The 20,462-nt window shown below is 63.2% G+C and carries 21 protein-coding genes; 7 read left to right on the top strand and 14 right to left on the bottom strand.

The window, feature by feature from the left end; translation table 11 throughout:
- Window positions 1-20: 20 nt before the first annotated feature.
- The gene (locus tag BX592_RS02915) at window positions 21-731 is read right to left on the bottom strand and encodes an ArsR/SmtB family transcription factor (RefSeq protein ID WP_243849268.1); all 711 of its coding nucleotides are present in this window, start codon (window positions 729-731) and stop codon (window positions 21-23) included.
- Between the two features lie 343 nt (window positions 732-1,074).
- Here BX592_RS02915 and BX592_RS02910 point away from each other — a divergent pair, with 343 nt between their 5' ends.
- From BX592_RS02910 to BX592_RS02900, 3 genes are all read left to right on the top strand, one after another.
- The gene (locus BX592_RS02910; protein WP_134190365.1) at window positions 1,075-1,458 is read left to right on the top strand and encodes a DUF6232 family protein; all 384 of its coding nucleotides are present in this window, start codon (window positions 1,075-1,077) and stop codon (window positions 1,456-1,458) included.
- Between the two features lie 165 nt (window positions 1,459-1,623).
- Entirely contained in the window at window positions 1,624-1,959 is a 336-nt protein-coding gene (locus BX592_RS02905; RefSeq protein ID WP_134190148.1) for a hypothetical protein, read from the top strand.
- A gap of 158 nt (window positions 1,960-2,117) precedes the next feature.
- Window positions 2,118-3,188 carry a hypothetical protein gene (locus BX592_RS02900; RefSeq protein ID WP_134190147.1) on the top strand — a complete coding sequence of 357 codons (1,071 nt, stop codon included), beginning with the start codon at window positions 2,118-2,120 and terminating at the stop codon, window positions 3,186-3,188.
- Between the two features lie 49 nt (window positions 3,189-3,237).
- Here the strand turns inward: BX592_RS02900 and BX592_RS02895 are convergent, their stop codons facing one another.
- On the bottom strand, window positions 3,238-5,691 hold the full coding sequence (locus BX592_RS02895) for a glycogen/starch/alpha-glucan phosphorylase (protein WP_134190146.1): 2,454 nt from the start codon (window positions 5,689-5,691) through the stop codon (window positions 3,238-3,240).
- A gap of 305 nt (window positions 5,692-5,996) precedes the next feature.
- Here BX592_RS02895 and BX592_RS02890 point away from each other — a divergent pair, with 305 nt between their 5' ends.
- Entirely contained in the window at window positions 5,997-6,224 is a 228-nt protein-coding gene (locus BX592_RS02890) for a hypothetical protein (RefSeq protein ID WP_134190145.1), read from the top strand.
- A gap of 363 nt (window positions 6,225-6,587) precedes the next feature.
- Window positions 6,588-8,006: an MFS transporter gene (locus BX592_RS02885; protein ID WP_134190144.1), complete on the top strand. Its 1,419-nt coding sequence runs from the start codon at window positions 6,588-6,590 to the stop codon at window positions 8,004-8,006.
- A 104-nt stretch (window positions 8,007-8,110) separates the two neighbouring features.
- Here BX592_RS02885 and ltaE read toward each other — a convergent pair whose 3' ends face one another.
- The 3 genes from ltaE to BX592_RS02870 form a co-directional block, all read right to left on the bottom strand.
- Window positions 8,111-9,115 (bottom strand): low-specificity L-threonine aldolase, encoded by a 1,005-nt coding sequence (gene ltaE / locus BX592_RS02880; RefSeq protein WP_134190143.1) that lies wholly within the window; start codon window positions 9,113-9,115, stop codon window positions 8,111-8,113.
- A 135-nt stretch (window positions 9,116-9,250) separates the two neighbouring features.
- A complete protein-coding gene (locus tag BX592_RS02875) occupies window positions 9,251-9,997 on the bottom strand; it encodes a peptidoglycan DD-metalloendopeptidase family protein (RefSeq protein ID WP_134190364.1) in 747 nt (248 codons plus the stop codon).
- A gap of 290 nt (window positions 9,998-10,287) precedes the next feature.
- Window positions 10,288-10,599, bottom strand: a complete 312-nt coding sequence (locus tag BX592_RS02870; RefSeq protein WP_134190142.1) for a cupin domain-containing protein — start codon at window positions 10,597-10,599, stop codon at window positions 10,288-10,290.
- Between the two features lie 186 nt (window positions 10,600-10,785).
- Here BX592_RS02870 and BX592_RS02865 point away from each other — a divergent pair, with 186 nt between their 5' ends.
- Complete coding sequence (locus BX592_RS02865) at window positions 10,786-11,106, top strand: hypothetical protein (protein WP_134190141.1); 321 nt, start codon at window positions 10,786-10,788, stop codon at window positions 11,104-11,106.
- 90 nt (window positions 11,107-11,196) lie between these two features.
- Complete coding sequence (locus BX592_RS02860) at window positions 11,197-11,937, top strand: DUF2968 domain-containing protein (protein WP_134190140.1); 741 nt, start codon at window positions 11,197-11,199, stop codon at window positions 11,935-11,937.
- A gap of 132 nt (window positions 11,938-12,069) precedes the next feature.
- On the opposite strand, the gene BX592_RS02855 is transcribed toward BX592_RS02860, so the two are convergent.
- The 9 genes from BX592_RS02855 to tssF all read right to left on the bottom strand — a co-directional run bounded on the left by BX592_RS02855 (window position 12,070) and on the right by tssF (window position 20,431).
- Window positions 12,070-12,408: a DUF4148 domain-containing protein gene (locus BX592_RS02855; protein WP_134190139.1), complete on the bottom strand. Its 339-nt coding sequence runs from the start codon at window positions 12,406-12,408 to the stop codon at window positions 12,070-12,072.
- 245 nt (window positions 12,409-12,653) lie between these two features.
- Window positions 12,654-14,066: an NADP-dependent phosphogluconate dehydrogenase gene (gndA, locus tag BX592_RS02850; RefSeq protein WP_134190138.1), complete on the bottom strand. Its 1,413-nt coding sequence runs from the start codon at window positions 14,064-14,066 to the stop codon at window positions 12,654-12,656.
- A gap of 165 nt (window positions 14,067-14,231) precedes the next feature.
- Window positions 14,232-14,846 (bottom strand): DUF938 domain-containing protein, encoded by a 615-nt coding sequence (locus tag BX592_RS02845; protein ID WP_134190137.1) that lies wholly within the window; start codon window positions 14,844-14,846, stop codon window positions 14,232-14,234.
- 24 nt (window positions 14,847-14,870) lie between these two features.
- A complete protein-coding gene (locus tag BX592_RS02840) occupies window positions 14,871-15,476 on the bottom strand; it encodes a pyridoxamine 5'-phosphate oxidase family protein (protein WP_134190363.1) in 606 nt (201 codons plus the stop codon).
- 110 nt (window positions 15,477-15,586) lie between these two features.
- Window positions 15,587-16,444, bottom strand: coding sequence for an NAD-dependent protein deacetylase (locus BX592_RS02835; protein WP_134190136.1), 858 nt, complete (start codon window positions 16,442-16,444; stop codon window positions 15,587-15,589).
- Between the two features lie 45 nt (window positions 16,445-16,489).
- Window positions 16,490-16,645, bottom strand: a complete 156-nt coding sequence (locus tag BX592_RS02830) for an oxidoreductase-like domain-containing protein (RefSeq protein WP_243849266.1) — start codon at window positions 16,643-16,645, stop codon at window positions 16,490-16,492.
- Between the two features lie 216 nt (window positions 16,646-16,861).
- Entirely contained in the window at window positions 16,862-17,488 is a 627-nt protein-coding gene (gene tssJ / locus BX592_RS02825) for a type VI secretion system lipoprotein TssJ (RefSeq protein ID WP_243849298.1), read from the bottom strand.
- 64 nt (window positions 17,489-17,552) lie between these two features.
- Window positions 17,553-18,539, bottom strand: coding sequence for a type VI secretion system baseplate subunit TssG (gene tssG / locus BX592_RS02820; protein WP_134190362.1), 987 nt, complete (start codon window positions 18,537-18,539; stop codon window positions 17,553-17,555).
- 71 nt (window positions 18,540-18,610) lie between these two features.
- Entirely contained in the window at window positions 18,611-20,431 is a 1,821-nt protein-coding gene (gene tssF, locus BX592_RS02815) for a type VI secretion system baseplate subunit TssF (protein WP_134190133.1), read from the bottom strand.
- Window positions 20,432-20,462 lie beyond the last annotated feature (31 nt).

The raw sequence follows: 20,462 nt of genomic DNA, 5'->3' as shown, positions 1-20,462 counted from the left end.
CGCCCTTCGAGGCGTCTTTTTTATTTGCGGGTAGGTCTGCGCGCGGCGGCGAGCGCGGTGAAACGCCAGGCGGCAACCCCGGTTTCAATCGCAAACCCCGCCGCCTTCCATTCAGGAAAGCCATCTTCGAGACGCAGCGCGTTGAATCCTTTTGCGCGCAACGCGGCAACCGCCTCAAAAGAAAGCACGCAGTACGGGCCACGACAATACGCGACGATTGCCGTGTCGATCGGCAATTCGGCAAGGCGCCGCTCGAGTTCGGCCAGCGGGATATTGCACGCGCCGGGCAAATGACCGTGCGCAAACTCCTCGTGCGGCCGCACATCCAGCACAGTAACGAGGCCATCGGCAAGACGCCGCGCCAGTTCGTCGCGCGATACCGCTTCGAGCGAATCGCGAGAGTAAAAGTAGTCGTTCAGCGTTTGCCTGACTTCCGCATCGTTGCGCTCGCCGATCCGGCCCAGCGAATTCATCAAGCCGACAATTTCGTTGTGGCCGGCAAGACGATAAACGATGTTCTTGCCGCGTCTTTCGGCATCCACCAGCCGTGCGCGCCGCAGCACCTGCAGATGGCGCGATGTGTTCGCGAAGCTCATACCGGACAGCGCGGTCAGTTCCTCGACAGACCGCTGCCGCTGCGCAAGGTACTCCAGCAATTCGAGCCGGCCCGGATGACCGAATGCCTGTGCTAGCCCCGCGAGTCGTTCGAAGATCGCTTGCTTCGCTCCCACGCTTGACGCTCCTCTCACACGGTCTGGACGTGCCCGATATCGACTGGATGCTATCACCTTCACTGATCGCACAGCCGTTTGATCCACCACCATGCGTCGTTCGTTCCGATCCGGAGCGGGCGCGATCGGGCGCGGTCGGACGCGAAACGGAAGGCTGAGGCAAATCAACCCGCATGCGGCACGATGCATTGCCCCCTTGCTTACTGCGTGACGATTTAGGCATAAAATCCGCAATAAGGGATCTAACGAAAGTGTCCGGCGGGACCAGCCAACATGCACAGCACCGCGAACGCCATCCTGCCGTCAGCGCGCCCGGCCCATGCTTCTCTCTTTCTTCCACTCAATGGACATCCCTTTCAATGAGCGCGGCGTATCGGTCACGCGCAATGCATTGTCCGCAGCCGGTCAGGTCTTTCCGCTGCGGGAAATCGGCGGCGTGCGGGTCATGACGGTCCGCAAGAACCGCTGGCTACCCGTCGCCATTTCGGTGGTCGGCGTGGTGTGCGCGATCGTCGGTGGGCTGTTCGGGTCGCCGGCCGGCATCGTGTGCGGCGCTATGCTGGTCGTGGTCGGCTGGATTACCTGGGCGAGCCAGGACGTCACGCACCGGTTGATCGTCGAGTCAGGCGACAGCCAGCACGAAGCGCTGTCGAGCGTCGATCTCGAGTTCGTCGAACGCGTCGCGCAAACCGTTCGCGACGCGCTTGCGGCCAAGTCGACCACCTAAGCGCGGCGGGGCGACCGCGCGCATTCGGCGCATATTTCGCGTAAACGTCGTTAACAAAAAATTAACCTCCCGGCGGTGCGCTTTTGCACTCGTTTAAGACCCGCGCGGCTACAGTGGACAGGTCTCAACAGCCGTGCCGTCCCCGCTCGCGTCGGCACTTCGAAGATGCACGAACCTGTCTCCACCCTTGAACGGCCCGCGTCGCGCATGTTCCGCGCGCCGGCCGTCGCTCCTCAACCGGCCGACTCTTTCGTCACGATCGATATCACGTTGTCCGGCACCTCCTCTTCCGCGGGACGGCGCGCGCTGCACACTGCGCTCGGCAACGATTTGCGCCTTTACGTGATGACCATCGACAAGCGCCATGAGCGCATCACGTTCCGCGTGGAAGTGATGTCGCGCACCATCGATGAAGTGATCGGCGCACTCACCGGCGCGTTGGAGCGCGCCACCATCGGCCGCGTCAGATCGACGGCCATCAAACGCCGCCAGGATGCGTAGCAGGCACAGATTTTTGCAAATGCGCGAAGACGCGCGCGTAGAGTTTGCGGTTTTGTCATCCCGTGTTCCCTGATGCGGACGACGCAACCGCCGCGCGCGCAGCGCGCCCGCGTCGAGGCGCTCGTCACGGGGACACGCTTAACCGCAAGGTGTGTCCCATGGCTGCCTACTCTTCGCCGCGTCGCGCGGCGCCGCGCGCGAGCGCACGAATCGTCGCCTTGCTGTCGGCGCTGATGTTCTCCGGCTGCGGCACGTCGATCACCACGCCGACGCCGCCGGCGTCCACCGCGGGTCTGATCAACGGCGGCCGCGACGGTCTGCTGGTTCCGCTGCATGTTGAGCGCAGCGACCTCGGCCACGCACGCGTTGGGCTTCCCGCGCAAATCGACGGCAAACCGGTTTATCTGATGTTCGACACCGGCACGCGCGGCTTACGCGTGCTGTCGTCGGTGCTGCCGCGCACCGCCTATCCGGCTGCGGGTGTTCGTACGTCGCTCACGTTTCCGACCGGCGCGCAGGCATCCGGGCCCGTGGTGACCGTGCCGTTCAGCATGGCCGGTACGAAGCCTGTCGATATCGCCGCGCAATCGGTCGACGATGTGCGTTGTCTGCCCGGCGCGAAACGGTGCGTCGCGATGGATGGCTACACCGGCGAGTTGGGCTGGGCGTTTTCCGGCATTCTCGGCGCCGCCGCGGATGCGCCGGACGACACATGCTGCACGCCGCCGCTGCGCGCATTGCCCGCGCGTATTGGTCAGCGCTATCTGGTGCATCCGGATTTAACGCGGCCGTATCTCGTGCTGAGTCCGTCGAATGCGGTCGCGACCGGCTTCACGCAGCTGCCGTTACGCGTCGCCCAGGACGGTGCGCTGCAGTGGCCGATGGGATGCGTGCAAGTTGCCGACAAGATGCGTTTTTGGGCACCCGTTGTGTTCGCGACGGGTGGCGCAGGCATGATCCGTATCGAGACCGACAAGGCTCCAAGCTGGCTTGACGACGATGTCGAAAACAAGGTGCTCAAGCAGGCCAACTACAACGTCGCGCTCGCCGTCGGCGCATGGAGCCATCGTTTCGACGGCGCTCAGGTGACGATTGCAAAGGCCGCTACCGGCGGGAACCGGATCGTGATCGGCCTGATGGCGCTACAGAACATCGATTTGCTGTTCGATTTCACCCACGCGCAACTCGGTGTACGGGCCGCGCGCGACGTCGAAACGATCGATGGTTAAAGCGTGGCGGTACGTACGATCGCGCCGCCACGATGCAACTCGCGCCGTATTACTCCAGTTCGACCGGCTTCACTTGCCAGATCTCGCGCGCGTACTCGGCGATGGTGCGATCCGATGAAAACTGCCCCATGCCGGCGACGTTTTCAATGGCACTCGCGGCCCAACCGGCGGGGTCCACAAAACGCCGGTCGACCTCATCCTGCGCTTTCGCGAACGCAGCAAAATCGGCCAGCACCATATAGTGATCGCCCCAATCGACCAGCGTGTGGAAGATGTCCGAGAAGCGCAGCGGATCGTCCGGCGAGAAAAAGCCGGTGCGAATCTGGTCGAGCGCGAGACGCAGTTCGGGGTCCTCTTCGTACAACTGACGCGGTCTATAGCCTGTCGCGCGCAGGTCATCCACCTGATCCGCGGTGTGGCCGAAGATAAAAATATTCTCGCGCCCCACCGCATCGCAGATCTCGATGTTCGCACCGTCGAGCGTGCCGATCGTCAACGCGCCGTTCAACGCGAGCTTCATATTGCCGGTGCCCGACGCTTCGGTGCCCGCCATCGAAATCTGCTCGGACAGATCGGCGGCCGGAATGATCAGTTCCGCTACGCTGACGCCATAGTTCGGCACGAACACGACCTTCAACCGATCGCCGATCACCGGGTCATTGTTCACCTTCTCGCCGACGTCGCCGATCAGCTTGATGATCGTCTTCGCCATCCGGTACGCAGACGCCGCCTTGCCGGCGAACATCACGACGCGCGGCACCCAATCGCGCTGCGGCTCCGCGAGAATCCGGTTATAGCGGACGATTACATGCAGCACGTTCAGCAACTGCCGCTTGTACTCATGGATGCGCTTGACCTGCAGATCGAACAGCGCATTCGGGTCAAACGCGGTCTTCGTATGTGCGGACAGACGCTGCGCGAGGCGCAGCTTGTTTTGCCGCTTCGCGTCGCGGAACGCGTCGACGAAGGCCGCGTCGTGTTTCAGGTCGCGCAGCTTCGCAAGCTCGAACAGATCGCGGCGCCAATGCGTGCCGATCTGTTTGTCGATCAGCGACGACATCGACGGGCTCGATTGCGCGAGCCAGCGCCGCGGCGTCACGCCGTTCGTCACGTTGGTGAAGCGCTCGGGGAACATCCGCGCGAAATCGGCGAAGATATCGCGCGTCATCAGTTGCGAATGCAACTTCGATACGCCATTCACTTTCTGGCTTGCGACGATCGCCAGATGCGCCATCCGCACGCGCCGCTGCCCGTACTCGTCGACCAGCGAAATGCGGCGGATCATGTCGACGTCATGGCCCGAATGCTCACTGACGCGCTTCAGAAAGTCCGCGTTGATCTCGAAGATGATCTCGAGATGCCGCGGCAGCAGCCGTGCAAGCGTTTCGACATCCCAGGTTTCGAGTGCTTCGGGCATCAGCGTGTGATTCGTGTACGAGAACACCTGCTGCACGTCTTGCCACGCCTTGTCCCACGGCACACGATGCACGTCGACGAGCAGACGCATCAGTTCGGGAATCGCGAGCACCGGGTGCGTATCGTTCAGATGCACGGCCACTTTTTCCGCGAAGCGGCCGAATGTGCTGTGCGTGCGCAGGTAACGGCGGATCAGATCCTGCATCGTCGCGGACACGAAGAAGTATTCCTGGCGCAGCCGCAATTCGCGCCCGGCGGAGGTCGAATCATCCGGATACAGCAGGCGCGACACGTTCTCCGACATGTTCTTCGCATCCACCGCGCGCCGGTAATCACCCTGATTGAACGCGGACAGATCGAGTTCTTCGGTTGCACGCGCGGACCACAGGCGCAGCGTGTTGGTCGCGCTCGTCGCGTAACCTGGAATGACCGTGTCGTACGCCATCGCATTCACATGCTGCGTTTCAATCCATTCGATATGGTCGTTACGCTGCACGGTACGGCCGCCGAAGTGCACGATGTATTGCACTTCAGGCCGCGGAAATTCCCACGGATTGCCCGCGCGTAGCCAGTAATCCGGTGTTTCGACCTGCTCACCATCGACGATCTGCTGCCGGAACATCCCGTATTCGTAACGGATGCCATAGCCAAACCCAGGGATGCCGAGCGTCGCCATCGAATCGAGAAAACACGCGGCAAGACGGCCTAAACCGCCATTACCGAGCGCCGCATCCGGTTCGAGATCGGTCAGCGCTTCCATATCGACGCCGAGACCCGCGAGCGCCTCCTTCATCTGATCGTAGATGCCGAGCGCGAGCAGCGCGTTCGTAAACGTGCGGCCGATCAGAAACTCCATCGACAGGTAATAGACGCGCTTCACGTCCTGCTCGTATTGCAGACGTGTGGTCTTCATCCAGCGCGCGACGAGCCGGTCGCGCACCGCGAGCGCGGCGGCGTGCAGCCAGTCTTGCGGACGCGCAGTGACGGCATCCTTACCGACGCCGTACATCATGCGATTTGAAATCGAGCGCCGCAGCGCATCGACGGTGCTGTTGAGCTGGTCGAATTCCAGATCCACCGCTGTCATCGAAGCCTCCGGTAAAGCGACGCGGCACGCGCCTGAACGCAAGCGGTAACGCGCAGGCGGCGCGAGCCGGTCTGGTGGACAAATAAGCAGATTAGGACATTTTGCGATATCGCGTCATCGGCGACGGCACTGTCACGCAATGAACATGCCGCGCCGAGGTCGGCCCTTGTGGTCGCGGGCGAGCAATGGCGGCCGAGCGCTGACCACCGCGGTCGCGCACCGATGCGGTACAACCTGTAATCCGGCTTGCACTAGTATGGAATTGAAAGAAGACATATCGGCGACAGCGCTTAACGGAGGTCGACATGAACGCGCAAGCGATGCTCGGGGTCATTCACGCGCAGGAACTGCTGATGGTGTCGCTAATCCGCGCGATGCCGCCCGATGACCGCCGCAAGGTCGCCGACGAATTCCAGCAGCAGGTCGAGCTTGCCGAAGCGCCGCATTTGAGCTCCGGGCACGATCGCGAAGTCGCCGATGCGTTCAGGGCGCACATACGCAAATTGTCTATCCTGCTGGCCTCCCTTAGTTGAAGGCGATTTTGCGCACATTCGCGTATTTCGGCCGTTTGCCGATGTGCGGGTGGGCGCACGGCGGGACAGACCGTTAGTTGCATTTTGTTAGCAAACATCTAGACCATCCTCGCGCTTGATACGCGTCGGTGCGCGTCCTTACGCATCACCCCATTCGGTTTCGCTTACCTTTCACTGTCATGACAGATCTGTCAGCGCGCTGTGCGTGATTCAGCAAGAATTTTCGGCGTCTGCAACAATTGCGAATCTCGCCCAAACCCGCCATTTCGCGCCGGTTTGCCGCACCATGCCCATTCATGCAGAGCCCCGGTTTTGTCAGAACACCGCCCCGCCTCCGATTCCACCCGCGTCGCTGATGTACCGATGTCCTCCGGCCACCGCTTCGCGCTCGTGGCGATCATGCTGTCCGTCGCGCTCGCGTCGCTCGACACCGCGATTGCGAACACCGCCCTTCCCGCCATCGGCGCCGATCTGCACGCGAAGCCTGCCGCGTCGGTGTGGATCATCAACGCCTATCAGCTCGCGATGGTGTCGACGCTGCTGCCGCTGGCCGCGCTCGGCGACATCATCGGCCATAGACGCGTCTATATCAGCGGCATTGCACTGTTTACCGCGGCTTCGCTAGGCTGCGCGCTGTCGCCGAGCCTGACGCTGCTGGCGATTGCGCGCGTTGCGCAAGGCGTCGGCGGCGCGGCGATCATGGGGGTCAATTCGGCGATCATCCAGAGTCTTTATCCGCCGCATCGGCTCGGGCGCGGCCTTGGGCTCAATGCCCTGGTGGTCGGCACCGCGTTTGCCGCGGGCCCGACCGTCGCGTCGCTGATTCTTTCGGTCGCGAACTGGCCGTGGCTGTTCGCGGTCAACGTGCCGCTCGGCATTCTCGCGATTTCATTCGCACTGCCCGCAATACCGCATACCCCGCGCGGCAAGCACCATTTCGACCGCGTCGCGGCGATCCTCAACGTGATCATGTTCGCCGCGCTGATCTTCGCGCTCGCGGAAGCCGCGCAGCGCGCTCCCGCGCAGATCTGGCTGGTGGCCGCGATCATCGCGCTGGTGTTCGGCGTGCTGATGATCAAGCGTGAAGCGGGCCATCCGGCGCCGATGCTGCCGGTCGATCTGTTCAAGCTGCCCGTGTTCGCGCTGTCGGCGGTGACCGCGGTCTGTTCGTTCGCGGCCCAAGGGCTCGCGTTCGTGTCGCTGCCGTTCTATTTCGAAACCGTTCTGCACCGCAGCCAGGTTGAAACCGGCTTTCTGATGACGCCATGGTCGGTGGTGGTCGCGCTCGCGGCGCCATTCGCGGGCCGGATGTCCGATCGCTATGCGCCGGGCCTGCTCGGCGCAATTGGACTTGCGGTGCTGTGCGTCGGGATGATTTCGCTCGCGTTGCTGCCTGCTCACCCGTCAGTGCTCGATATCACGATCAGAATGTCGATATGCGGCGCGGGCTTCGGCTTTTTCCAGTCGCCCAATCTGAAGGCGATCATGGCAAGCGCGCCGCGTGAACGCAGTGGCGGCGCGAGCGGCATCATCGCGACCGCGCGTCTGCTCGGGCAGACCACCGGCGCCGCGCTCGTCGCATTGAGCTTCGGCATTGCCGGCCACCACGGACCGACGCTCGCACTGGTACTCGGCGCTGTGTTCGCGGGCGCCGCCAGTATCGTCAGCGGCCTGCGCCTGTTTGCGCCGTCGCCCCACGCGGCACGGCGTGAAGCCAGTGAGCTTCAGGCGCCGGCCGCGGCCGCGGAGATCGGTCAGAAGCCGCTGGGACGAAACCAGTGAATCTCAAAGGCTGCTGGATCAGAGCCGCTGGATCAAAGTCATTGAATTAAAGCCGCTGAACCGCCGCGGCCCAAGTCAAGGCAGCCCGAATCAGACCCGCTGAATCAGTGCGCGAAGTAGCCCTTCACGGCCGCGATAAACGTGTCGATGTCCGCGCGCGACACATCCATGTGCGTGACAAAGCGCGACGCATAGAGCATTTGCGTGAGGATGCCGCGCTCTTTCAGCCACGCTTCGAGCGGCACGCAATGCGCTTGCGGCACTTGCACGAACACCATGTTGGTCGCCTGCGATTGCACCTTCAGTCCGTCGATCTGCGCTAGCCCGGCGGCCAGATGCGCGGCGTTATCGTGATCTTCGGCAAGACGCTCGACGTTATGCTCGAGCGCATACAGGCAAGCGGCCGCGAGCACGCCCGCTTGCCGCATCCCGCCGCCGAGCACCTTGCGCCAGCGATGCGCATTCTCGAGCAGCGCCTTGCTGCCGACCAGCACTGAACCCACCGGCGCACCCAGTCCTTTCGAAAAACAGATCGACACCGAGTCGAACGGCGCGCACAGCGCCGCAAGCGGTTGTTGCGACGCGACCGCCGCATTGCAGACGCGTGCGCCGTCGAGATGGGTCGCGAGACCGCGCTCACGCGCGAACTGTGTCGCCTCCGCGACGTACCCGGCCAGCAGCACCTTGCCGCCAATCGTGTTTTCCAGCGCGAGCAAACGGGTACGCGCGAAGTGATCGTCGATCGGCTTGATCGCCGCGGCGATCTTGTCGATCGGCAGCGACCCATCGAGCGCGTTCTCGATCGGCTGCGGCTGGATACTACCGAGCACGGCTGCACCGCCGCCTTCATACTTGTACGTGTGAGCGGCTTGCCCAACGATGTATTCGTCGCCGCGTCCGCAATGCGCCATCAGCGCCGCGAGATTGCTTTGCGTGCCACTCGGAAAAAACAGACCCGCTTCCTTGCCGGCGCGCTCGGCGAGCGTTGCTTGCAAACGCAGCACGGTCGGGTCATCGCCCCACACATCGTCGCCGACTTCGGCTGACGCCATCGCGGCCAGCATGGCCTGGCTCGGCCGGGTAACGGTATCGCTGCGTAAATCGATCATGAGCATTTCCTGTAACGAGGGCGGGGAACGCGGCGCACATCGTGCGTCGCGATCGTGACTGAATGCGCGAGTGTATCAACTCCGGCCGCTACGAACCGGACGCGAACCTCGGGCAAGGATGCGACGGCTGCGCGCCTAGCGCGGCAGCCATGCAAGCGGATCGGCCGGACGACCGTCCTGACGCACTTCGAACTGGATCGACCCGACGCCGTTGCTGTCCTGGCCGACCTCGCCGATCGGCTGCCCTTGCGTGACCGCCTCCCCTTCCTGGACCAGCAGCTTGCTGTTTTGACCGTACGCGGTGATCAGCGAATCGCTGTGCTTGATGATGACGAGCGGGCCATAGGCCGGAATACCCGTGCCCGCGTAGACTACGCGGCCCGCAGCCGCCGCCCGCACGGTTTCGCCGACGCGCCCGCCGATCACAATGCCATTTGTCTTGCCGGGCACGAAGGTCTTCAGTACCGGCCCGCGCAGCGGCCATGCAAGGACGCCGGACTGCGCGGCCGCGGTCGAAGGCGGCTGCGGCGCACCGGGGGTCGGCACCGCCGTGGCGCCCGGCGTGAGCGACGGGGGCGCGACGCGCAGCACCTGCCCGACCGCAACGGGGGTGCCGGGGCTCATTCCGTTCCAGACTGCGATATCCTGTGCGCGCTGGCCGAACGCCCCCGCGATGCTTTGCAGCGTGTCCCCCGGGTTCACGCGATAGAAGCCTGCCGGCACGCCGTTCGACGCGGCGCCGCCCGGCGCGCGCGTGCCGATTGTGGTGGGCGGCGGCGGCGTGCTGTCCCACGGCGGCGTGAACGCGCATGCGCTCAGCATCGTCGCAACCGAAACGTAAACCCACGCGTGCTTATGTGCGGTATGCCACTTACCGGTCATCTTGCGATCCTCGACACGGTCCGAACGAAACGTTGAATAACCATTATGCCGTTGCTCGACGGCCGCCGTCACGCGCGAGCGCACATCCGTCGCAAGCTTGTACAGCGCTTGCATGCGCATCTGCCGGACGCCGCTTGCATGTGTCGTGCACGTTTTCACTTCACACGTCCGCGAAACACCGGATGGGCGTCTGTCGTTCATCGAGCGAGAGTTGTCGTCGCGCACATCGTTGGCATTGCAGATCGATTGGCCGGCCGCTTCGTTGGCCCTTATCTGCCGCGTCGATCGGTCTACACGCTGCCTTCCGATTCAACGACAAGAATACGGGCTTCGCCAACCGGATGGGCGACATGCTCGGTACCCACCGACGCATGAAACACGTCCCCTGTTTCGAGGATTGTCGACTGTTCGACACCGTTTTCCCGGTAGCGCATCTCCACCCGACCATCGAGCACCGCGAACACCTCTTCGCCGTCGTTGATATGCCACCTGTATGGCTGATCGGTCCAGTGCAGGCGCGTCGTGATGCCACGCATGTTCGCGATATCGAGTGCGCCCCATGGGCGTTCAGCGGTAAAGCTTCGGCTGCGAATAATTTTCATGGCTGCAAAAGTTGGCAATGAAGTTGCAGGCCGGGTCATTATAGGGCCGCAAAGCGCCGCGCCCACCACGCGCCGATTCGTGCGACCATTGCTTCCATACACTGCTCGCCTATACTGGATCAAGCTGACGCAAAGCACAGCGGGCGAGCGAGCCGCCGCGATGTCCTGTCCATGAGGAGTCCGAGCATGAACAAAGCCATGTTTCTGGCCGTGCAGCTCAGCGTCGACGAAGTTGCGTCGTCGCGCAGTCTCGTTGAATTGTTGAACACGCATCTCGTGTTTGCAGCGGATGTCGCCGAGGCCGCGGACGAGCTGATGCAGCTTGCCAGCATCGCCGGCCTGTCGAGCGGGGTCGAGGCCACCGTCGAGATTCCGGCCGTCGCGATCGAACGTCTGCGCGACGCGCTCGATACGCTGAGCGGCTATGACGAATCGTGGCTGTTCGCGCTCGAGCCAAGCCACGCGCTTTTCGAAGAGATCACACGCCCGCAGCGCACACTGCACTAGCACTCACTTCTCGCGGACGCCGGGGACGTCTACTTACGTTGCGACGACAACCAGATAGTTAGCTATCCGCATGAATCTGGAGATGCTGCGATGAAGATTCTTCCCAACCGCCGCCGCACGATGCCCGCCGATGGCATCACCCATCTGGTTCGCGTCGATCAGGACGCCCTGTCGTCCACCGATGCGAGCGTCGATGACTCCGCGCAAGATGTCGCATCCCTGTCGCCCGGGCATCCGGCCGAACGCGCGGTGCGGCCCGTCGCGACGCTGCATCCGATGCCCGCGATGCCATCGCAATCGAATGGCCGCGCCGCGCACTTCGCCGATCCGGCGGACGTCGAATGGATGGTCGAAGAAGGCGCGCTGACGCCGTTTCGCGTGTTTCGCGCATTCGATTATTCGGTGAGCCTGCTATTTCACGCGCGCGAGTTGAAGTACTACGTCGCGCTGTATCAGGACGGTACGCCATGGCGCGCGTTGAAAGCGAGCGATCTCGATGCGGCGCAAGGCATCTTCCACCAGTTCGAAATGCAGGCGATACGTCTCGCCGACGGTCAGACGCGCCGCGTACAACTCGAAGCGCAGAACGACCAGTTGACGAAGATGATTGCGCAATCGGAAGCCCAGGCCGAGCAATTGCGCAAGGCGTTGCAGCGATCGGCGACGCAGGAACAGACGGTGACGAGCCGCCAGCATCAGGTGCGCCGGGAAGTCGCGTTACTGGAAGCCCAGCGTGTCGCTGCGCAGGCCCAGTTGAACAAGGTGCACCGGCAGATTCATCAACTGGATCTTGCCGCGCATGACGGCGTGCCGCATATGACGAATCGTTGACGGGGATGCGCAAGAAGAGCGCAAAAAAGCCGCCGGCCAGCGTGAGCTGGCCGGCGGCTTTGTGTTCTGCCCTTCTACGGTTTTGCTGTTCCGCCAGCGGCATCGACTGCCGCCGTGCTGTGCATCAATCGATCAGTGGCCAAAAAACACCGACTGCGGGCCAGTTTCGTCAGCCGCCGCGTGGCCGGTCTGGGACGTCCCGCCGACTTGCGGGCCATAACCGCTGGTATCGCCCTGCGCGACTGGGTTCTGCGCCTTTTGAGCTTGCAGGCGAGCTTCGGCAGCCTGAATGTTGCGCGGATATTCCTGGCGGTCGCTCAGCGGATCGTAGCCAGCCTTTTCCAGTTGCACCAGTTCTTCGCGAACCTGCGCGCGGGTCAGCGGCTGATTGGACTGCGACGCCTGCGCAAACGAAATAACCGGAGCGGCCAGAAGCGTCGCGACGAGAACTGCGGGGATGAGCTTTTTCATGACTTGTAACCTCCGAGACCTTGTTTTTGGGTTGCCGGGAACCTGTTGTTCGAGGCGTTGATGGAAGTCTACGGAAGGGTCTGATTAGGGTAAATACTTACGCTCGCGATACACCATTCCAGTTAACGCAACAATCGGCGAAGAAATTGCCGAATCCCGGAATCTCACAATATGGGATGCAATAATGAAGGCGCAAAAAAAGGCGACGCCGTAAGACGCCGCCGCATTGCTATACCTAAACGCGCTTATGCCCAGTTCGCGTGGAAGCTGCCCGGCTTGTCGACCCGCTCGAACGTATGCGCGCCAAAGAAATCGCGCTGCGCCTGGACCAGGTTTGCCGGCAGCCGCGCGGAGCGATAGCCGTCGAAGTACGCGATCGCCGATGCGAACGCCGGCACCGGCACCCCAGCCGCCACCGCCGCGATCACGACCTCGCGCAGCGCGCCCTGATAGTTCGCGGCAATATCGCGGAAGTACGGATCGAGCAACAGGTTCGCCAACGCCTTGTCTTTCGTATAGGCGTCGGTAATTTTCTGCAGAAAGCGCGCACGAATAATGCAGCCCGCACGGAAAATCTTCGCGATCGTGCCGTAGTCGAGATTCCACTTGTACTCTTCCGACGCCGCGCGCAATTGCGCGAAACCCTGTGCGTACGAAATCACCTTGCTGAAGTACAACGCGCGCCGCACCGACTCGACGAACGCATTGCGATTCCCGCTGAACGGCTTCGTCGCCGGTCCTTCGAGCACCTTGCTCGCGGCCACGCGCTGATCTTTCAACGACGACAGCACCCGCGCGAACACCGATTCCGTAATGAGCGGCAGCGGCACGCCGATGTCCAGCGCGTTCTGACTCGTCCATTTTCCGGTGCCCTTCTGCGCGGCGCGGTCGAGAATGATGTCAACGAGGTCCTTGCCGGTTTCGTCATCTTTCTTGCTGAAGATCTTCGACGTGATCTCCATCAGGTAGCTATCGAGCTCGCCTGTGTTCCATTCGGTGTACACACGGCCGAGTTCCTCGTTCGACAGGCCAAGCACCTGCTTGAGCACCGCATAACTTTCGGCGATCAGTTGCATATCGCCGTATTCGATGCCGTTGTGCACCATTTTCACGAAGTGCCCCGCACCATCCGGGCCCATGTACGCAACGCACGGCTCACCGTCATCCGGCGCCTTCGCGGCGATTTCCGTGAGGATCGGCGCAACGAGCTCATACGCATCGCGCTGGCCGCCCGGCATGATCGACGGCCCCTTCAACGCACCTTCCTCGCCGCCCGACACGCCGGTGCCGATGAAATGCAGCCCCGCTTTCGCGAGATCCTGATTGCGGCGAATCGTGTCGGTGAAGTGCGTATTGCCGCCATCGATCAGAATGTCGCCTTTTTCCAGCAGCGGTTGCAGCGCGGCGATGGTCGCGTCGGTTGCCGCGCCGGCCTTGACCATCAGCAAAATGCGCCGCGGCTTTTCGAGCGACGCGACGAATTCTTCCATCGTGAACGTCGCCACCAGCTTGCGATCGGGAAACTCGGCGATCAGTTCGTCGGTTTTCTCGCGCGTGCGGTTGAACACGGAGACCGCGTGACCGCGGCTTTCGATGTTGAGCGCCAGATTGCGGCCCATGACCGCTAGCCCCACGACGCCGATTGCCTGTTTGCCCATGTGAGTTCTCCAGAATTCGAGTGACTGATGCCGCATCAAATCCGCGTTGCCGTCGGTTCGTGCGGCGTCAAGGATCAAAGGATAAAAGAAACAGCGCAGCACTGCTCGCAAGATCGTTTCCGGCAGCGTGGAAGCCATGCATGCTGCGCGCGTCCAGCGTCAGCATCAGCGTTTGCGGAACACGATGCTGAAGTTGTTCGCAGGCATCGCGATCGGCTCGCCGGATACGAAGCCGGCCGCGTCGGCCAGCCGCACGATGGCTTCCATGTCGCGAACGCCCCATGCGGGGTTGCGGCTGCGCAACTGCTGGTCGAACGCTTCGTTGCTCGGCGCCGTATGCGCGCCGCCGCGCCGATAAGGTCCGTACAGAACCAGCACGCCGCCGCTTTTCAGCGCGCGCGCCGCGCCGTCGATCAACGCCTCGCTCGCGGCCCACGGCGAAATATGGATCATGTTGATGCACACCACCGCGTCCGCGGCACCGACGCCCCACGGTTGGCGGCAGACGTCGAGATCGAGCGGCGGCCGGACATTCGTCAGCCCTGCGTGCGCGGTCCACGCGGCGATCGATGCGCGCGCGCCGGCGTCGGCATCGCTCGGCTGCCAGATCAGGCCGGGAAACGCGGCCGCGAAATGAATCGCATGCTGGCCAGTGCCGCTCGCGATTTCGAGCACGGTACCGCTTGGCGGCAGCACGCCGCGCAGCACCGTCAGGATCGGATCGCGATTGCGCTCGGCTGCCGGCGCATGTTCGCGTGCATCGGGATTCGTTGGGGTCATGGTGGGTCGATCGGTTGATCAGTATCAGTAGAGGCTCGTGCGCATCCGTTCGGCGAGATCCAGATCGTACGCGAGCGCATCGAACGATGGGCCGTTCAGCCGGCGATGGATCTCGCCCGCGGTCGGTAGACGCGAACGTTCGACGTGGTGCGACGGATCCCACAGTTTTGAACGGGCGAACGCCTTCGAGCAGTGGTAGTAGACCGCATCGATATCGACGATCAGCACCGTGCGCGGCCGCTTGCCGTTCACCGCGAAACTGTCGAGCAGCGCGGCGTCGGCGCTGATGCGGCCGCGGCCGTTCACGCGCAAGGTCTCGCCGACGCCCGGCACGATAAACAGCAGGCCGACATGCGGATTGACGATGATATTGCGCAAGCTATCGATGCGGTTATTGCCGATGCGGTCCGGAATCGCAAGCGTGCGCTCGTCGACGATCCGCACGAAACCCGGCGCATCGCCGCGCGGCGAACAGTCGATCCCTTCCGGCCCGCTGGTTGCGAGCACAACGAGCGGCGCATGTTCGATAAACGCGCGATAGTCTTCATTGATAAACGTTATTTCCTTGCGCACCGAGCGTTCATGCGGTGTACCGTATAGCGCTTCGAGGGCGTCTATCGTCGTCAGCATCGACATCGTGTGTCTCCGGTGTGGGTGCCAAGCAGGCGATTCGCACAGCAGCGCGCACGGCCGCCTATTGCGAATAAAGCGAATAAAGCGAACAAAGCGGATCAAGCGAATCAGTCGACCGCGAGACGCGCGGCCAGCGCGGTCAACGTATCGGCGCACGGCGCCGCAATTTTCAACGACAGCATCGGGTCCGCACGCGTACGGCCCAGATTGATGGCAACGACCGGCTTGCCCATCTTCTGTGCCCATACGCAAAAGCGATAACCCGAATAAACCATCAGCGACGAACCGACCACCAGCAGCGCATCCGCTGCGTCGAGCGCGCGCGACGCCGCATCGACCGTGGTGCGCGGCACGCTCTCGCCGAAGAACACGACCGACGGTTTCAGCAAGCCACCGCAGTGCGTGCACGCCGGCACACAAAACGTATCGAGCGCGTGCCATTCGAGGTGCGCGTCGCCATCCGCGGCCGGTTCGGCGTCCGCCAGCAGCAGAGCCGGATTTTCTGCCTCGAGCACACGCTGAACCGATGCGCGCGTGTGCTGCGCACCGCAATCGAGACACGTCACCGCGCCGATACTGCCATGCAGTTCGATCACGTTGGCGCTGCCGGCACGCTGGTGCAAACCGTCGACATTTTGCGTGACCAGCGTCCCCACGTGCCCCGCAGCCTCGAGTTGCGCAAGCGCGCGGTGCGCCGCGTTCGGCTGCGCGTCGGCGACGACCGGCCAGCCGACCATGCTGCGCGCCCAATAGCGGCGCCGCGACGCATCTGCGGCGAGAAACTCCTGCAGCGTGATCGGTGGCGAGCGCTTCCATTCGCCGTTCTCGTCGCGATAGCCAGGAATGCCGGAATCGGTGCTGATGCCCGCGCCGGTCAGCACGAACAGGCGCGGATAACGCACTACAAAGTCATGCAGTGCGTGAAGCGCTTCGGGCTCGGTCAGCGGGGCGGCAAGTTCGGTCATGAAGTGCGGTCATCGCGCGAAGACGGCTAGCGGATAGGGCGGCGGCTATGACAACAACCGCCTGGACGCGCGGCTGTGCCGTGTTTCCCACTCGGCCAACGCGACGTGATAGCGTTCCAGCGCCTCATTGTACAGATCGAATACACACGGATCGCAGCCGCTACGGCAGCAGTCGTCTGCGGATGGGCGTATGGGAGGCACGGGAGGCGGGTCGTCCCGCGCAGCCGGATCTTCGTTGCGTCGGGACTTGCGCACGTCGGTTAGCCTTCAGTAAGAAAGGCGTAGCAAGCAGTCAGTATAGGGGGATCGCGCAAATGGCGTGCGCGTCAGCGCATGATCCGGCTGCCTCGATCAGCATCCTCTTCGCATCAGCCGCGGCGCGAAGTGCGCCACTGCGGTGAAATCGGACGTGCCGGCTCAGCCGTCCTCGCCGGCGTCGGACTGAGCCGCTGTCCCGCGCGTCGCCGCCGGCGCCGGCTTCCGGTCCACCGGTGTGCTTTGCAGCGGCGCCGGGCGCGTAACCGGATGCGCTTCGGCGCCAACCAGCACGAGCGCACTGCCACGCACCTCGATTTTCACCGGGTCGGTCTTTTTCCACTGCTTCTTGGGGATCGCGAGTTTCCACTCCGCGTCCTGTCCCGGCTCGCGGAAGAATGCGACCACTCCGACGAACCGCGCGGCCCCGTTCATCGGCTCGGAAATACTGGCGCTCGCGCCGGGCCGCAACACGACGTCTTTGGTCGCAAGCAGGTCAGCCTTGAGTTCTCCTAGATCGTTCGTCTGCAGTTGCGCGTAGCCGAGCTTCTGGAACGTCCTGTCGTCCTTCAACTGATAGAACCGCACCACCGTCGAAAATGATTGTCCGCCGACATCGGCGTTAAGCGATGCACGAGCCATCAGGTCCACGTTCATTGTCTTCACCTGCGTCGTGAACGCCCACGCTGCGGCGTCCACGGTTCCATCCTTCACCGCCTGGCCGACGCCGCAACCGCCGCAGGCAAGCATCGCCGATATCGCGATCGTGAGACCAGCGCAACGCGCCATCCTGTTCGCGACACGTTTCAGCGTTCCGTTCATCGCGAGGTGCCCCTGTTCGTTTTGACGTTTTTCATGCGTGTACCGCCACCGGACCGTTCCAGCAATCGAGTTGCACGCGCGTCACACGCGGCGCGGCATCGAACGGCGGTCCCACTGCCGACAATTGGGCAGTCAACCCCAGCCGCACCGGTTGCGGCAGCAGCACGGGGGCGGGCATCAAGTCGGCTCGCACGTGCATCTCGATACGCGCGTCGCTTGCATAGCCCAGATAGAACCGCAGCAGCGCCAGAATCTCGCAATGCGCCGACTGTCCAGGAACCAGCGCCAGTACTGCTTCACGTGTTGCGGGCGTGATGACCACGCGTACTGTGTTCGCCCTATCGTAAAAGCCTCGACCTAGCAAGCACTGTTCGCCGAGTGCCGCAGGCTCGACTGCGTCGACTTCCCGCCATACCGGCTGAAATTCCTCGACTGCGATCCGCGCATCCGGCACGGCATGCCGTAGCACGCCGGCCAGTCCCTCCGCCGTGCGGGTCTTCTGCATCGCAAGCCCGAGCATCGACAGCAGACGGCGCTTGTCGACGGCGGTCGACAATCCGGACGCGTCGATGGCTGTTCGCTTCGGCGCACGGAAGCCGAGTCCCGCAAGACTGAGCAGATAGCGCGACACCGGGTCCGTGCCGTCGTGCCTGAAGCCGACCGGGTAACGGTACTTGCGAGCGACGCGATAGTACTGCGTGATCACACGGTGATGAAACAGGTCGAGAAACGCGGACAACGGCTCTGCCCCGTCGCGGTTCCGTGCCACCTCGTCAACGAAATACGCGGGCATGCGCGCATCGACGCCATATAGGCCCAGGAACGTCGTGATGATCGATGGCGGCGCCGTCGCGTTGTCCGCGTCGTAGCGGACCGCGTCGATCTCACGTCCCGGAAAGCCCAGTTGTGCACGAGAGCGGAACCGTACCGGCTCGGCTGCCGGAGAATCCGTTGTACCGAGAGGGGCCGCGTCGGGCGCGGCCAGCTCAATAAGCTCGCAGAAGCGGAGGAAGTTCATCCGCGTTGCCGCATCGAGCAGCGCAGGTAACAGCGGTGGCGCGGCGGCGGTCACGGGCGTTGCGGGCTCGTTCAAAACGGCGCCCCCTCACCTTTGGTCTCCGGCCATTCGATACGCCGCGCTGCGGGCTGCGTCACGATCACGAGCTTCGTGTAGAGATTCAGTGTTGCATAAAGGCCGAGAAACCGGTTGAGCATGCCGCCGAACAGTTCGAGATCCCCGTCGCCCGCGAAACGCCCGCTATCAAGCATCACCGTGATCTCCACCCCACGCATCAGGCCGCCCTTGACGAGCTTGTGCAGCGGCCGGTGCCGCACATCGATGATCGCCTCGATACGTCTGCGGTTCAGCTCCCCTTCGGTCCAGTCGTAAAGCGCTAGCGACCCACGCAGGATCTCCGCATCGAGCAGCGACAGATAGTTCGGCGCGAGATGCGACAGTACACGCCACTGGAAACGATCGCCGGTCGGCGGATAGACCGGCAAAGTCGGCGCTGTGAGGTTGCGCACGGCGCCGATGTTGTTGAAGCCTCCGCGCATGCGTGTGATGCCCGCTTCGCGCAGCGCCTTGCGCGGCAGCATGCCGTTGGTGCCGGTTACCGATAGCGACAGCGTTTCGGCGGGCAGCAGATTCGCGTGCTCCCACGCATGACCACCGAGCACGATCCATGTATCGAAGCGCCCGGACGGCGCCCGCCGCATGCGGGTGTGGTAGTACCGTTCCGGCAGCTCGTGACGCAGCATCCCGCCGCGATGGCGGAAGGCGGCGAACGGCACATATTCGAAGCGCCGTCCGCGATCGAAGCCACTGACCGTATCGACCGAATAGACGTCTACAGGCGTGCCGCTCTGTCCTTTTGCGGTTACGCGATATTCGGTCTCGTGCTGCGTCACCGATACCGGATCTGCCTTGACTGCGAACAGGTTGATGACGGGGGTGCAGTACAGCCGCACATTGTCCGCATTGAAGCGCATGTCGTCAGGGTACGGTCGGGCGAGCACGACCTCGACATCGACCCACGCTGCCGACGCCGGGATTGCCCGCAGGTCGAGTCCGAGCAGGTCGATAAACATGAACTTCTCGGGGAAGGTGAAGTACTCGAGCAGCAGCTGGTATCCGCCGAACGCGTTATCGGCCTTCGGCCACAGGCGCTCATCCGGAGCGAAGCCGGCGGGCGCGAGACGCAGGTCCGGCATCGCCAGCGGCGCGCCGGGACGATCCTCGGGCCAGCCTGGCGCGCGTATCTGAACTGCAACCGGCGGGGCGGCGAGTGCCGCATGGAGCGTGAGTGCGACGGGCCGGTCCGCGTTCAGATACAGGCGCAGGCGCGGCACCTGCAGACGCTCGCGCTGTGCCTGGGTCTGGATCGCCAGCCGAAAACGGATGACCGAGCGGCCATCCTCGCGTGCATAGACCCCCGCTTCAGTCAGCGAAAGCGGATATAGATCGACCGCCTGCGTGGAGCGGTACACACACTCGATTGAAGCGTCGCCTTCGGCCCCGCCGTTAGCGCGGGTCGCAACAGGGTCGGACGTGGCCTCGAGTCCCGCGTCGAGTGTTTCATGCTTTTGCAGTGCGCCGGCTTCCGGAACGAGTTCAAGAATGGCCAGCGACGGAATCATGCGCAGGTAGTGTGGCCACAGCATGCTAACAAGGCCTTCGGTGAGTTCAGGCAGCTCGTCGTCGAGCTTGTGACGCAGACGTCCCATCAGGAATGCGAAGCCTTCGAACAACCGCTCGACGTGCGGATCGCGCTCGCCGACCCGATCAAGATCGAGCTCGCGTGCGCGGTCCGGAAACGCACGCGCGAACTCCTTTCCTGCCTCATGCAGGTAGCGCATTTCCGCCTCGTAATAGCGGAGGATCTCGTTATCTTTGGTGGGATCTGTCATGTCCGGTTATCGGTTCGGGCGGGTGCGGCAA

It is taken from the genome of Paraburkholderia rhizosphaerae (assembly GCF_004366595.1).
GTDB classification, from domain to species: domain Bacteria; phylum Pseudomonadota; class Gammaproteobacteria; order Burkholderiales; family Burkholderiaceae; genus Paraburkholderia; species Paraburkholderia rhizosphaerae.
This window is presented reverse-complemented; position numbering and strand designations above follow the sequence as displayed.